Below are 13,927 nucleotides of genomic sequence, written 5' to 3' on the forward strand. Positions count from 1 at the left end.
AGCGGGGGCTGCGGTGCCCGGCGTGTCTGCCCGGAAGGAGCGTGCGTGCCGGGCGGCGCGCGGGGCAGAGCTTGCCGGGAGGGGCGTCAGCCGGACGCGGCGTCGAAGAGGGTGTGCATGGCCCGGCGCAGTTCGGCGATGTCCCGTACGGGCTCGGGGAAGTCGAAGCGGGCGTCGAAGGAGCGGCCCGCGGGGTCGGTGAAGCGCACCCGGAGCCCGAAGCGGTCCAGGGCCACCGGTACGGCCCGGTCGCGGGCGCCGCAGACTTCGGCGGCGCGCTCGCCGAGCAGTCCGCACAGCGAGCGCACCTGCTCGCCGTGGGCGGAGTGCAGATGCTGGAGCAGGTCCGCCTCGTGGCCGACGAGCGGGTCGGGGGCGGCCGCGGCGAACGCGTCGGGCTCGACGTTCTGCGCGCCCCAGAGGTCGTCCACGCACGCCTCGCCGACCTCCAGGCGCAGCAGCATCCAGGCGGGCCGCCCGTACTGCCCCGGCACCGGGTCGGGCCGGAGGGCCTCGTCGATGCCGAGCAGTTCGCCGACGGGGTGGCGCTCGGCGAGCAGCATCGCGTATTCGGCGCGCCGCGCGCCGCGTACGGGCGTGAGCCAGCCCGCGATCCAGGCGCGGCCGCGGATGCGGTGGGGGACCGCGACGGGGGCGACGTCGGTGATCTCCATCACGGCGGCGAGGTCGTCGTCCTGGGCGTGCGCGGCGGCGCGGGCCGCCGGAGAGTCGCCGGGAAGCAGCAGGAGCACGTCACCCTCGGGGGTGACAGTTCGCGCCGCCGGTGACCCGAGAGCGGGTTCCGGGCCCTCCTCGATTCCCGGAATCGAGAGAGAGGCCGTAGCGTTGGATTCGGCGAGGGTTCGTACGCGCTCGGCGGCATCGGGCCGCTGGGCGTCTTCCACGGGGCGCGGCTGACTCCGCTCGGTGCTGTCGGTGCTGGGCAGGGGGCTCCCAGGTCGAAACATGCGATCTCCTCCGCTAAGGTAAGCCTAACCTAACTTACATGGAGGTCCGTTCCACGTGAACCAGTCGCGTCCCAAGGTCAAGAAGTCGCGCGCGCTCGGCATCGCGCTGACGCCGAAGGCCGTCAAGTACTTCGAGGCCCGCCCCTACCCCCCCGGCGAGCACGGCCGTGGTCGCAAGCAGAACAGCGACTACAAGGTCCGTCTGCTGGAGAAGCAGCGTCTGCGCGCGCAGTACGACATCAGCGAGCGCCAGATGGTCCGTGCCTACGACCGCGCTCGGAAGGTCGAAGGCAAGACGGGCGAAGCCCTGATCGTCGAGCTTGAGCGCCGTCTGGACGCGCTCGTCCTGCGGTCGGGAATCGCCCGCACGATCTACCAGGCCCGCCAGATGGTGGTCCACGGCCACATCGAGGTCAACGGCCGCAAGGTCGACAAGCCCTCCTTCCGCGTCCGTCCCGACGACGTCGTGATGGTCCGCGAGCGCAGCCGCGAGAAGCACCCCTTCCAGGTCGCGCGCGAAGGCGGCTACGACACCGAGGGCGAGACCCCGCGCTACCTGCAGGTCAACCTGCCGGCGCTGGCCTTCCGCCTGGACCGGGACCCCAACCGCAAGGAGATCCCGGTGATCTGCGACGAGCAGCTCGTCGTCGAGTACTACGCCCGCTGATCCAGCGGCCCGCGGCACTCACTCAGCCCGCCGTCTCCCCGCCGCTCGCGGAGGGGGAGGCGGCGGGCTGCTGCGTGGGCGCGGGCACCGACTCCACCGCGCCCCGCGCGCCCGGCACCGGCGCCGGCCGCCGCCGGCAGCCGCGCAGCGCCCGCGCCACCGCCGCGTCCGGCTCCATCGCGGCCCCCTCACGCACCAGCCGCGCGTACCGGTCGGCGCCGAGCCGGCCCCGCACCGCCTCCTCGCACAGCGCGTGCGGCGCGTTGAAGAACCGCGAACCGAACAGCGGCAGCCCCACCGACCGCCAGATCCGCCCCGCCGCCCCCTGCAGCACCGCGGCCTCCGCCGGATCGCCGCCCTCCGCGGTCAGCAGCGCCAGCAGCTCCACGGCCAGCACCGTCCCCACCAGATCGTTGAAGGCGTGGTCGATGACCAGGCACTCCTCCAGGAACGCCCGGGCCCGCGCCGGCTCGCCCCGCGTCCAGGCCGCGAACCCGAGCACGTACAGCGCGTACGCCAGCGTCCACCGCTCGCCGTGGTCCTCGCAGATCTCCCGGACCTCCTGGCACAGATCGACCGCGCCCGCGACATCGCCCTGGAAGGCGATCGCCATCGCCAGCTCGACCTGGCCCATCAGCACATTGCTGTTCAGCTCGCCGATCTCGCGGTAGCGCGCCAGCGCCGCCCGCAGCAGCTCCTCGGCGCGCGCCATGTCGTCGGAGACCAGCGCCAGACACCCCATGCGGTGCAGCGCGTACGCCCCGGCCGGCTCGCTGCCCGTACGCGCCGCCTCGTCGCCGCACTCCTGGAGCGCCCCGAGGGCCGCGACCGTGTCCCCCTGGAGCAGCGACACATAGCCCGCCACCCACAACGCCTTCAGCCGCGCCTCGTCATGGCCGGTGTCCAGCTCCAGGGCGCGGTCCAGCCATAGCCGCCCCTCCGTGAGCCGCCCGCAGCCGACCCAGAAGAACCACAGCGTGCCCGCCAGATACTGGCCCAGGTGGGCGTCCTCCTGCGTCAGACCGCACTCCAGGGCCGCCCGCAGGTTCGGCAGCTCCACGTCGACGCGCGCCGCGACCTCCGCCTGCCGGGGGCTGAACCACTCCAGCTCGCACCACGTGGCCAGCCCCATGTACCAGTCGCGGTGCCGGCGGCGCATGCGCTCGGTGTCCCCGAGGGAGTCCAGCCACCCCGCCCCGTACATCCGCACGGTGTCCAGCAGCCGGTAGCGGACCCCCGTCGGATGCTCCTCCCGGCTCAGCACGGACTGGGCCACCAGCCCCGTGAGCACGTCGAGCACCTCGCGCTCCGGCAAGTCCGGCCCCGAGCAGATGTATTCGGCCGCCTCCAGGTCGAAGTGGGCCGCGAAGACGGTCAGCCGCGCCCACAGCAGCCGCTCGCTCGGGGTGCACAGCTCATGGCTCCAGCCGATCGCCGTCCGCAGCGCCTGATGGCGCGGCAGCTCGCCGCGCGCCCCGCCGGTCAGCAGCTCGAAGCGGTCGTCGAGGCGGTGCAGCACCTGCTCCACGGAGAGCGCGCCGAGCCGGCCGGCCGCCAGCTCCAGCGCGAGCGGAATCCCGTCGAGCCGCCGGCACAGCTCGGCGACGGTGGCCCGGTCCGCGCTGCCCGGGCGGGTCGCGAAGCCGGGGACGACGGCCGCCGCCCGGTCCTCGAACAGCGCGATCGCGGCCGGCTCCGGCATCGGGCCCAGCGGGAAGCGCCGCTCGCCCGAGACGCCCAGCGGCCGCCTGCCGACCGCGAGGATCCGCAGGCCGGGCGCGCGCCGCAGCAACTCGCGGACGAGCGCCGCGCACTCCTCGACGAACTGCTCGCAGCCGTCGAGCACCAGCAGCGGCCGCCGGTCGGCGAGGTGGCCGGCGAGCGCGGCGCGCGGCGCGCGGTCCGTGGCGTCGGACAGCCCCAGCGCCTCCGCGACCGTGTGGTCCACCAGCGCCGGGTCGTGGACGGCGGACAGCTCGACCAGCCACACGCCGTCGCAGAAGCGATCCTGCACTCGCGCCGCCGCGTGCGTCGCGAAGCGGGTCTTGCCGACGCCGCCGACGCCGGTCACCGTCACCAGCCGGGCGTCGTCCAACTGCCGGGTCAGTGCGGCGAGTTCGCTCTCCCGCCCGATGAATCGATTGAGCTCCGCGGGGAGGTTGCCCGGCCTGCCGGGCCGCGCTGAGCTGGGGCCGGAGAAGAGTCCGGGGCGCAAAGAGCGTCGCATGAGACACGTAGCGTACTCATAAGTAAGCGGACCGTAAACACCCGTGCCGACGTGGTCGTTGACGCCCCGTGGGAATGCGGTACGGGCCCTTCGCCCCGGCGCGATAAGGTCGGTACCCGACGTTTACGACCAGCAGGGAGCGGTGCAACGTGTCCGGTGGAGAGGTGGCCGGCATCCTCGTGGCCGTCTTCTGGGCGATCCTCGTGTCCTTCATCGCACTGGTGCTGGTGAGGCTCGCGCAGACCCTGAAGGCGACCACCAAACTCGTCTCGGACGTCTCCGAGCAGGCCGTGCCGCTGCTCTCCGAGGCCTCCGCGACCGTACGGTCCGCCAACAGCCAGCTCGCCCGCGTCGACTCGATCGCCGCGGACGTCCAGGAAGTCACCGCGAACGCCTCCGCGCTCTCCTCGACCGTCTCCTCCGCCTTCGGCGGACCCCTGGTCAAGGTCGCCGCGTTCGGCTACGGCGTCCGCCGCGCCATCGGCCGCAAGCCGGCCGCGGCCCCCGCCCCCGAGCGCACCGTCGTCATCGGAAAGAGCCTGCCGTCCGCCCGGCGCGGCAGCCGCCGCACCCGTGGGAAGGGCTGACCCGAGGAATGTTCCGCCGCACCTTCTGGTTCACGACCGGCGTCGCCGCCGGCGTCTGGGCCACCACCAAGGTCAACCGCAAGCTGAACCAGCTCGCTCCGGAGAGCCTCGCCATGCAGGCCGCCGACCGCGCCGTCATCGCCGGCCGGAAGGTCAAGCTCTTCGCCCTCGACGTGCGCGACGGCATGGCGGACCGGGAGGCGGCCCTCAAGGACGCGCTCGGCCTCACCGCGCCGGCGGGCGGCCCCGAGCGGCAGGCGCTCCCCGCGCGGCACGGCTACGCCGCCCTGGAACCGCAGCAGACGAAGTACCCGTACAACCGGAATGAGGACCACTGATGGAGTCGGCTGAAATCCGCCGCCGCTGGCTGCGCTTCTTCGAGGAGCGCGGGCACCACGTCGTGCCGTCGGCGTCGCTGATCGCGGACGACCCGACGCTGCTCCTGGTCCCCGCGGGCATGGTCCCCTTCAAGCCGTACTTCCTCGGCGAGGTCAAGGCCCCCTGGCAGCGCGCCACCAGCGTGCAGAAGTGCGTCCGCACCCCGGACATCGAAGAGGTCGGCAAGACCACCCGGCACGGCACCTTCTTCCAGATGTGCGGCAACTTCTCCTTCGGCGACTACTTCAAGGAAGGCGCCATCACCTTCGCCTGGGAGCTGCTGACCAGCTCCGTGGCGGACGGCGGCTACGGCCTGGACCCCGAGCGGCTCTGGATCACCGTCTACCTCGACGACGACGAGGCCGAGCGGATCTGGCGCGAGGTCGTCGGCGTCCCCGCCGAGCGCATCCAGCGCCTGGGCAAGTCCGAGAACTACTGGTCCATGGGCGTCCCCGGACCCTGCGGCCCCTGCTCCGAGATCAACTACGACCGCGGCCCCGAGTTCGGCCCCGAGGGCGGCCCGGCCGTCAACGACGAGCGCTACGTGGAGATCTGGAACCTGGTCTTCATGCAGTACGAGCGCGGCGCCGGCGACGGCAAGGAGGACTTCCCGATCCTCGGGGACCTGCCCAGCCAGAACATCGACACCGGCCTCGGCCTCGAACGCCTCGCGATGATCCTCCAGGGCGTCCGGAACATGTACGAGACCGACACCCTGCGCGTCGTCATCGACAAGGCCACCGAACTGACCGGCGTGGCCTACGGCGCCGCCCCCGCCTCGGACGTCTCGCTGCGCGTGGTCGCCGACCACCTCCGTACGTCCGTCATGCTCATCGGCGACGGCGTCACCCCCGGCAACGAGGGCCGCGGCTACGTACTGCGTCGCATCATGCGCCGCGCCATCCGCAACATGCGCCTCCTCGGCGCCACCGAACCGGTCGTCGCCGACCTCGTGGACACCGTCATCAAGACGATGGGCCGGCAGTACCCCGAGCTTCTGACGGACCGTAAGCGCGTCGAGACCGTGGCCCTCGCCGAAGAGGCCGCCTTCCTCAAGGCCCTCAAGGGCGGCACCAACATCCTCGACACCGCCGTCACCGAGACCAAGGCCGCCGGCGGCAAGGTGCTCCCCGGCGACAAGGCGTTCCTGCTCCACGACACGTGGGGCTTCCCCATCGACCTCACCCTGGAAATGGCCGCCGAACAGGGCCTGTCCGTGGACGAGGACGGCTTCCGCCGCCTGATGAAGGAGCAGCGGGAGCGGGCCAAGGCCGACGCCAAGGCCAAGAAGACCGGCCACGCCGACCTCTCCGCGTACCGCGAGATCGCCGACAATTCCGGCGCGACCGACTTCACCGGCTACACCCTCACCGAGAACGAGTCGACCGTCGTCGGCCTGCTCGTCGACGGCGTCCCCTCGCCGGCCGCCGCCGAGGGCGACGAGGTCGAGGTCATACTCGACCGCTCCCCGTTCTACGCCGAGGGCGGCGGCCAACTCGCCGACACGGGACGGCTCCGGCTGGAGAGCGGCGCCGTCATCGAGGTCCGCGACGTCCAGAAGCCGGTGCCCGGCGTCCACGTCCACAAGGGCGTCGTCCAGGTCGGCGAGGTCGTCATCGGCAGCCCCGCGCACGCCGCCATCGACGTGGGGCGCCGCCGCGCCATCGCGCGCGCCCACAGCGCCACCCACCTGACCCACCAGGCGCTGCGCGACGCCCTCGGCCCGACCGCCGCCCAGGCCGGCTCCGAGAACTCGCCCGGCCGCTTCCGCTTCGACTTCGGCTCGCCCAACGCCGTGCCCGGCACGGTCCTCACCGACGTCGAACAGCGCATCAACGACGTGCTCTCCCGCGAACTCGACGTCCAGGCCGAGGTCATGAGCATCGACGACGCCAAGAAGCAGGGCGCCATCGCCGAGTTCGGCGAGAAGTACGGCGAGCGGGTGCGCGTGGTGACCATCGGCGACTTCTCCAAGGAACTGTGCGGCGGCACCCACGTGCACAACACCGCCCAGCTCGGCCTCGTGAAGCTGCTCGGCGAGTCCTCCATCGGCTCCGGCGTGCGCCGCGTCGAGGCCCTGGTCGGCGCCGACGCCTACAACTTCCTGGCCAAGGAGCACACCGTCGTCGCCCAGCTCACCGACCTGGTCAAGGGGCGGCCGGAGGAGCTGCCGGAGAAGATCTCCGGCATGCTCGCCAAGCTCCGGGACGCGGAGAAGGAGATCGAGCGGTACCGCGCCGAGAAGGTCCTCCAGGCCGCCGCCGGGCTGGCCGAGGGCGCCAAGGACGTCCGCGGCGTGGCGCTGGCCGTCGGCCGGGTGCCCGACGGCACCTCCGCCGACGATCTGCGCAAGCTCGTCCTCGACGTGCGCGGCCGCATCCAGGGCGGCCGGCCCGCCGTCGTCGCCCTGTTCACCGTCGCGAACGGCCGTCCGCTGACCGTCATCGCCACCAACGACGCCGCCCGCGACCGCGGCCTCAAGGCCGGCGACCTGGTCCGTACGGCCGCCAAGACGCTCGGCGGGGGCGGCGGCGGCAAGCCGGACGTCGCCCAGGGCGGCGGCCAGAACGCGGAGGCGGTCGACGAGGCCATCGCCGCCGTCGAACGCCTCGTCGCCGAAGCGGCCTAGCGCCGTGCGACGCGGCAGACGCATCGCCGTCGACGTCGGGGACGCCCGGATCGGGGTCGCCTCGTGCGACCCCGACGGGGTCCTGGCCACGCCGGTGGAGACCGTGCCGGGGCGCGACCTCCCGGCCGCGTACCGGCGGCTCGTGGCGATCGTGAACGAATACGAGCCGATCGAGGTCGTCCTGGGCCTGCCCCGCTCCCTGAAGGGCGGCGAGGGGCCGGCGGCGGCCAAGGTGCGGGCTTTCGCCCGGGAGCTGGCGGGGCGCGTCGCCCCGGTGCCGATCCGGCTGGTGGACGAGCGGATGACCACGGTCACGGCGGCCCAGGGGCTGCGCGCCTCCGGGGTGAACGCGAAGAAGGGCCGCTCCGTCGTCGACCAGGCGGCCGCGGTGATCATCCTGCAGAACGCCCTGGAGACGGAGCGCACCTCCGGGCAGCCGCCCGGGGAGGGCGTCGAAGTGGACGACTGATGGAGGTACGGTAACGTTCCGCGCGAAACGGCAGCCGTTCGAACGCCGGCCGTGAAGAAACCAGGCGGCCGGCCAAGCTCCACGGAGCGCGGGCCGGTCGCCGAAACGCGGCTCTAGGGGATCGATGACTGAGTATGGCCGGGGTCCGGAGCCCCAACCGTGGCATCCTGAGGACCCTCTCTACGGGGACCAGGGCTACAGCGGGCACCAGCCGACGGGCGCCCACGACCCGCACGGCGCTCGGCAGGACGCCTACGGCGGCCATCCGCAGCAGTACGCGGACCAGTCACAGCAGGGGCAGTACCAGCAGTACGAACAGCACCACCCTCAGCAGTACGGACAGCAGCAGTACCCCGATCAGCAGCAGCAATACCCCGGTCAGCCGTACCAGGGCCAGCAGTTTCCGGGGTACGGGCAGCAGCCGGATCAGCGGTACGAGAACCAGCAGTACCAGAATCAGCAGTACCAGGTCCAGCAGCACGGGCAGCAGCAGTACGCCGATCAGCAGCAGTACGGCTGGGACCCCCTCCAGGGGGCTCCGGCGCAGTACGGGATGAACCCCCAGGATCCGTACAGCCAGCCCGCCGACCCCTACGGCGGCGGGCAGCAGCAGGACTACTACGGCGGCCAGGGCACGTACGCGCAGCAGCAGCCGCAGCACCCGCAGCAGCCGCACGAGGGGCAGCAGCAGTACGCGCCCCAGCAGGCGCCCGCGCCTCAGCAGGCCCAGGCCCAGGCCCAGGCTCCGGCCCCGCATCAGGCGGACCAGGCCGAGAGCCCGCTGGAGCGCACCCAGACCCAGCCGCAGGTCCCCGAGCGGGCCGAGGAGTGGGACGCGGAGCCGGACGGCGCCGACGACCACCCCTTCTTCTCGGGCCGCGGTGACGGCGACCGCGACAAGCGAGACAAGCGGAACAAGGGGCCTGCGGGGGACGACGAGGACGAGGAGGACGACGGCGACGGGGCCGCCGGGAAGGGCCGGAAGGACGGCGGGGACCGCCGCGGCAAGAAGACCAAGCGCCGCTCCGGCATGGCCTGCCTGGTCGTCGTCGTGGTGCTGGCCGGTGTGGTCGGCGGGGGCGGGTACTTCGCGTACCAGTTCTGGCAGGACCGTTACGGCGCCGCGCCCGACTTCTCCGGCGAGGGCACCGGCGAGGTCCAGGTCGACATCCCGGCGGGCGCGAGCGGCATCGCGATGGGCCGGGTCCTCAAGGAGAAGGGCGTCGTGAAGAGCGTCGGCGCGTTCACCGAGGCCGTCGCCAAGAACCCCCAGGGCAAGTCCATCCAGGGCGGCACGTACACCCTGCGCAAGGAGATGTCGGGCGCGGCGGCCGTCGCGCTGATGACGGACCCCAAGACCCGCAACTCCCTCACCATCCCCGAGGGCCGGCGCAACGTGCAGGTCTACGCCGCGATCGACAAGAAGCTCGGCCTCAAGGACGGCACGACCAAGGACGTCGCCAAGAACGAGGCCAAGAACCTCGGGCTGCCCGACTGGGCCGAGGGGGACGGGGAGATGAAGGACCCGCTGGAGGGCTTCCTCTTCCCCTCGCAGTACAGCGTGGGCAAGGGCACCAAGCCCGTGGACGTGCTGCGGGAGATGGTCAGCCGGGCGAAGAGCCGGTACGCCAAGTACGACCTGGAGGCCAAGGCCAAGGACCTGGGGCTCAAGTCGCCGCTGGAGGTCATCACGGTGGCCAGCCTGGTGCAGGCCGAGGGCATGACGCACGACGACTTCCGCAAGATGTCGCGCGTGGTCTACAACCGCCTCAAGCCCACCAACAGGGAGACGAACGGCAAGCTCGAATTCGACTCGACGTACAACTACGCGACGAACCAGAGCAAGATCAATCTGAGCCCCGCGCAGCTCCGGGCCTTCCACCACCCGTACAACACGTACTACATCAGGGGGCTGCCGCCCGGCCCGATCGACAACCCGGGCAGCGACGCCGTGGAAGCGGCGCTCGACCCGGAGGCGGGGGACTGGTACTACTTCGTGGCCACGGACGGCAAGGTCACCAAGTTCGCCAAGACCCTGGCCGAGCACGACAAGCTCGTGCAGGAGTTCAACGCGAACCAGAAACACAAGAACGGCACGTGATGACGGACCAGCAGGACCAGCGCGAGCACCGGCACGGCCGCCGGGCGGCCGTGCTCGGGTCGCCGATCGCCCACTCGCTCTCCCCGGTGCTGCACCGCGCCGCGTACGCGGAACTCGGCCTCACCGGCTGGACGTACGACCGCTTCGAGGTGACCGAGGACCGGCTGCCCGGCTTCGTCGACTCCCTCGACGCCGGCTGGGCCGGGCTGTCGCTGACCATGCCGCTCAAGCGCGCCGTCCTGCCGCTGCTGGACGAGGTCAGCGACACCGCGGCCGCCGTCGAGGCGGTCAACACCGTCGTCCGCACCGCGGACGGCCGGCTGCTCGGCGACAACACCGACATCCCCGGCATGGTCGCGGCCCTGCGCGAACGCGGCGTCGAGCGGGTGGCGAGCGCCGCCGTCCTGGGCGCCGGAGCCACCGCCTCCGCCGCGCTGGCGGCCCTCGGGCGGATCTGCGCGGGCGAGGTCACCGTGTACGTGCGCAGCGCCGCCCGCGCCGCCGAGATGCGCGGGTGGGGCGAGCGGTTGGGGGTGCCGGTGCGCACCGCCGACTGGGCGGACGCCGCCGCGGCCCTCACCGCGCCGCTCGTCGTCGCCACCACCCCGGCCGGCACCGCGGACGTGCTCGCGGACGCCGTGCCGAGCGCTCCGGGCACCCTCTTCGACGTGCTGTACGAGCCGTGGCCGACGCCGCTGGCCGCCGCCTGGGCGGAGCGCGGCGGCGCCGTGATCGGCGGCCTCGACCTCCTCATCCACCAGGCCGTGCTCCAGGTCGAGCAGATGACGGGCCGCGCCCCGGGCCCGCTCGCCGCGATGCGCGCCGCGGGCGAGTCGGCGCTGGCGGCCCGTACGGCCTGAGCGGCCCGTACGGCCGGCCGCCGCCGGTCCACGTCCCGGACCGGCGTCCGGGCCGCGCCGCGAACCATGGGAGGATCGGGGGCGGCGGGTCAGGGCCGCGCACCGGACCGCGCCGACTCAAGGTCCGAGGCGCGAGCAAGAGGAGCACCGTTGAGCAGGTTGCGCTGGCTGACGGCGGGGGAGTCGCACGGCCCCGCACTGGTGGCGACGCTGGAGGGCCTTCCGGCCGGCGTGCCGATCACCACGGACATGGTGGCGGACGCCCTGGCCCGGCGGCGGCTGGGCTACGGCCGGGGCGCGCGCATGAAGTTCGAGCGTGACGAGGTGACCTTCCTCGGCGGCGTCCGGCACGGCCTGACCCTCGGCTCGCCCGTCGCGATCATGGTCGGCAACACCGAGTGGCCCAAGTGGGAACAGGTCATGGCGGCCGACCCGGTGGACCCCGAGGAGTTGGCCGCGCTGGCCCGCAACGCGCCGCTGACCAGGCCCCGGCCGGGCCACGCCGACCTCGCCGGCATGCAGAAGTACGGCTTCGACGAGGCCCGCCCGATCCTGGAGCGCGCCTCCGCCCGCGAGACCGCGGCCCGCGTCGCGCTCGGCACGGTGGCCCGCTCCTTCCTCAAGGAGACGGCCGGCATCGAGATCGTCTCGCACGTCGTGGAGCTGGCCGCGGCCAAGGCCCCGTACGGCGTCCTCCCCACCCCCGCCGACGTCGAACGGCTCGACGCCGACCCCGTGCGCTGCCTGGACGCGGCCGCGAGCGAGGCGATGGTCGCCGAGATCGACCAGGCCCACAAGGACGGCGACACGCTCGGCGGCGTCGTCGAGGTGCTCGCCTACGGAGTCCCGGTGGGGCTCGGCAGCCATGTGCACTGGGACCGCCGCCTCGACGCGCGCCTCGCCGGCGCCCTGATGGGCATTCAGGCCATCAAGGGCGTCGAGCTCGGCGACGGCTTCGACCTGGCGCGGGTGCCCGGCTCGCAGGCGCACGACGAGATCGTCTCCACCGACGAGGGCATCCGCCGCACCTCCGGCCGCTCCGGCGGCACCGAGGGCGGCCTGAGCACCGGCGAACTGCTGCGCGTACGGGCCGCCATGAAGCCCATCGCGACCGTGCCGCGCGCCCTGGCCACCGTGGACGTCGCCACCGGCGAGGCCACCCGGGCCCACCACCAGCGCTCCGACGTGTGCGCGGTGCCGGCCGCCGGCATCGTCGCCGAGGCGATGGTCGCGCTGGTGCTGGCGGACGCGGTGGCGGAGAAGTTCGGCGGTGACAGCGTGCCGGAGACCCGCCGCAACGTCCGCGGCTACCTCGACGGGCTGGCCATCAGGTGACGCCGCCCGCCGTCGTCATCGTGGGCCCGCCGGGCGCGGGCAAGTCCACCGTGGGCGCGCTGATCGCCGACCGCCTCGGCACCGGCTACCGGGACACCGACGCCGACATCGAGCGGAGCGCCGGCAAGCCGATCTCCGAGATCTTCATCGACGAGGGCGAGCCGCACTTCCGCGAGCTGGAGCGGCAGGCCGTACGCGCCGCCGTCGCCGGCCACGCCGGGGTGCTCTCCCTCGGCGGCGGCGCGGTCATGGACGAGGGGACCCGGGCCCTGCTCGCCGGGCTCCCGGTCGTCTTCCTCGACGTCTCCCTCGCCGACGCCGTGCGCCGGGTGGGGCTCGACGCCCCGCGCCCGCTGCTCGCCGTCAACCCGCGGCAGCGCTGGCGCGAGCTGATGGAGGCCCGCCGCCCGCTCTACACCGAGGTCGCCCGCGCGGTCGTCACCACCGACGGCCGCACCCCCGAGGACGTCGCCGAGGCGGTCCTCGACGCCCTGGAGCTCCGAGATGTCCTCAAGGACTGACCCGGCGCTCTCAAGGACCGACCCGCCGCCGCCCCCGGCCGCGGGCACGAGGCAGCACGCAGTGAGGAACGTATGACCGAGGCACCCACCCGTATCCAGGTCGCCGGCAGCGCGGGCAGCGCGCCGTACGAGGTGCTGGTCGGCCGGCAGCTCCTGGGCGAGCTGCCCGCGCTGATCGGCCCCGCGGCCAAGCGCGTCGCGATCCTGCACCCGGAGGCGCTCGCCGAGACCGGTTCGGTGCTGCGCGAGGACCTGGCCGAGCAGGGGTACGAGGCCATCGCCATCCAGCTCCCGAACGCCGAGGAGGCCAAGACCGTCGAGGTCGCGGCGTACTGCTGGAAGGCGCTCGGCCAGACCAGCTTCACCCGCACCGACGTGATCGTCGGCGTCGGCGGCGGCGCGACCACCGACGTCGCGGGCTTCGTCGCCGCGACCTGGCTGCGCGGGGTGCGCTGGATCGCGGTGCCCACCACCGTGCTGGGCATGGTCGACGCGGCGGTCGGCGGCAAGACCGGCATCAACACCGCCGAGGGCAAGAACCTCGTCGGCGCCTTCCACCCGCCGGCCGGCGTGCTCTGCGACCTGGCCGCGCTGGACTCGCTGCCCGTGCACGACTACGTCAGCGGCCTCGCCGAGATCATCAAGGCGGGCTTCATCGCCGACCCGGCCATCCTCGACCTGATCGAGGCGGACCCCGAGGCCGCCCGCACCCCCGGCGGCCCGCACACCGCCGAACTCGTCGAGCGCTCCATCCGCGTCAAGGCCGACGTGGTCTCCTCGGACCTCAAGGAGTCCGGGCTGCGCGAGATCCTCAACTACGGGCACACCCTCGCCCACGCGATCGAGAAGAACGAGCGCTACAACTGGCGGCACGGCGCGGCCGTCTCCGTCGGCATGGTCTTCGCCGCCGAACTCGGCCGGATCGCCGGGCGGCTGGACGACGCCACCGCGGACCGGCACCGCGCGATCCTGGAATCGGTCGGGCTGCCCGTGACCTACCGCGGTGACCAGTGGCCCAAGCTGCTGGAGACCATGAAGGTCGACAAGAAGTCCCGCGGCGACCTGCTGCGCTTCATCGTCCTCGACGGGCTGGCCAAGCCGACCGTGCTGGAGGGCCCGGACCCGGCGATGCTGCTGGCGGCCCACTCAGAGATCGCGGCGTGAGCAGCGTGAGCGGCGTGAGCG

Annotated in this window: 12 protein-coding genes; 10 read left to right on the forward strand and 2 right to left on the reverse strand. The window is 73.0% G+C overall.

Features of this window, described 5'->3' with window-relative positions; all coding sequences use genetic code 11:
- Positions 1-86: 86 nt before the first annotated feature.
- Positions 87-968: a DUF2470 domain-containing protein gene (locus IF55_RS01185; RefSeq protein ID WP_078643337.1), complete on the reverse strand. Its 882-nt coding sequence runs from the start codon at positions 966-968 to the stop codon at positions 87-89.
- A 55-nt stretch (positions 969-1,023) separates the two neighbouring features.
- On the opposite strand from IF55_RS01185, the gene rpsD reads away from it, so the two are divergent.
- Positions 1,024-1,635 (forward strand): 30S ribosomal protein S4, encoded by a 612-nt coding sequence (gene rpsD, locus IF55_RS01190; RefSeq protein WP_030879681.1) that lies wholly within the window; start codon positions 1,024-1,026, stop codon positions 1,633-1,635.
- Positions 1,636-1,657: 22 nt separating this feature from the next.
- Here rpsD and IF55_RS01195 read toward each other — a convergent pair whose 3' ends face one another.
- A complete protein-coding gene (locus tag IF55_RS01195) occupies positions 1,658-3,862 on the reverse strand; it encodes an ATP-binding protein (RefSeq protein ID WP_030879682.1) in 2,205 nt (734 codons plus the stop codon).
- A 149-nt stretch (positions 3,863-4,011) separates the two neighbouring features.
- Here IF55_RS01195 and IF55_RS01200 point away from each other — a divergent pair, with 149 nt between their 5' ends.
- The 9 genes from IF55_RS01200 to aroB all read left to right on the forward strand — a co-directional run bounded on the left by IF55_RS01200 (position 4,012) and on the right by aroB (position 13,906).
- Entirely contained in the window at positions 4,012-4,449 is a 438-nt protein-coding gene (locus tag IF55_RS01200) for a DUF948 domain-containing protein (RefSeq protein WP_078643340.1), read from the forward strand.
- 8 nt (positions 4,450-4,457) lie between these two features.
- Positions 4,458-4,787, forward strand: a complete 330-nt coding sequence (locus IF55_RS01205; protein ID WP_030879687.1) for a DUF6167 family protein — start codon at positions 4,458-4,460, stop codon at positions 4,785-4,787.
- Positions 4,787-7,456, forward strand: a complete 2,670-nt coding sequence (gene alaS / locus IF55_RS01210) for an alanine--tRNA ligase (protein ID WP_030879689.1) — start codon at positions 4,787-4,789, stop codon at positions 7,454-7,456. The genes IF55_RS01205 and alaS overlap by 1 nt, the downstream gene beginning before the upstream one ends.
- Positions 7,457-7,460: 4 nt before the next feature.
- Positions 7,461-7,925 (forward strand): Holliday junction resolvase RuvX, encoded by a 465-nt coding sequence (ruvX, locus tag IF55_RS01215; RefSeq protein WP_030879691.1) that lies wholly within the window; start codon positions 7,461-7,463, stop codon positions 7,923-7,925.
- Between the two features lie 124 nt (positions 7,926-8,049).
- On the forward strand, positions 8,050-10,026 hold the full coding sequence (gene mltG / locus IF55_RS01220) for an endolytic transglycosylase MltG (RefSeq protein ID WP_030879693.1): 1,977 nt from the start codon (positions 8,050-8,052) through the stop codon (positions 10,024-10,026).
- Positions 10,026-10,886 (forward strand): shikimate dehydrogenase, encoded by an 861-nt coding sequence (locus tag IF55_RS01225; RefSeq protein ID WP_030879695.1) that lies wholly within the window; start codon positions 10,026-10,028, stop codon positions 10,884-10,886. Before mltG ends, IF55_RS01225 begins: the two co-directional genes overlap by 1 nt.
- Before the next feature lie 150 nt (positions 10,887-11,036).
- Positions 11,037-12,221 carry a chorismate synthase gene (aroC, locus tag IF55_RS01230; protein WP_030879697.1) on the forward strand — a complete coding sequence of 395 codons (1,185 nt, stop codon included), beginning with the start codon at positions 11,037-11,039 and terminating at the stop codon, positions 12,219-12,221.
- Complete coding sequence (locus IF55_RS01235) at positions 12,218-12,742, forward strand: shikimate kinase (RefSeq protein ID WP_030879699.1); 525 nt, start codon at positions 12,218-12,220, stop codon at positions 12,740-12,742. Before aroC ends, IF55_RS01235 begins: the two co-directional genes overlap by 4 nt.
- Positions 12,743-12,814: 72 nt before the next feature.
- Entirely contained in the window at positions 12,815-13,906 is a 1,092-nt protein-coding gene (gene aroB / locus IF55_RS01240) for a 3-dehydroquinate synthase (protein ID WP_030879701.1), read from the forward strand.
- Positions 13,907-13,927: the final 21 nt, after the last annotated feature.

It is taken from the genome of Streptomyces varsoviensis, assembly GCF_000718635.1.
Lineage (GTDB): Bacteria > Actinomycetota > Actinomycetes > Streptomycetales > Streptomycetaceae > Streptomyces > Streptomyces varsoviensis.

Coding starts and splice junctions, on each gene's coding strand:
- IF55_RS01185 (WP_078643337.1), bottom strand. CDS start 968: ATGTTTCGACCTGGGAGCCCCCTGCCCAGCACCGACAGCACCGAGCGG.
- IF55_RS01195 (WP_030879682.1), bottom strand. CDS start 3,862: ATGCGACGCTCTTTGCGCCCCGGACTCTTCTCCGGCCCCAGCTCAGCG.
- IF55_RS01205 (WP_030879687.1), top strand. CDS start 4,458: ATGTTCCGCCGCACCTTCTGGTTCACGACCGGCGTCGCCGCCGGCGTC.
- alaS (WP_030879689.1), top strand. CDS start 4,787: ATGGAGTCGGCTGAAATCCGCCGCCGCTGGCTGCGCTTCTTCGAGGAG.
- mltG (WP_030879693.1), top strand. CDS start 8,050: ATGACTGAGTATGGCCGGGGTCCGGAGCCCCAACCGTGGCATCCTGAG.
- IF55_RS01225 (WP_030879695.1), top strand. CDS start 10,026: ATGACGGACCAGCAGGACCAGCGCGAGCACCGGCACGGCCGCCGGGCG.
- aroB (WP_030879701.1), top strand. CDS start 12,815: ATGACCGAGGCACCCACCCGTATCCAGGTCGCCGGCAGCGCGGGCAGC.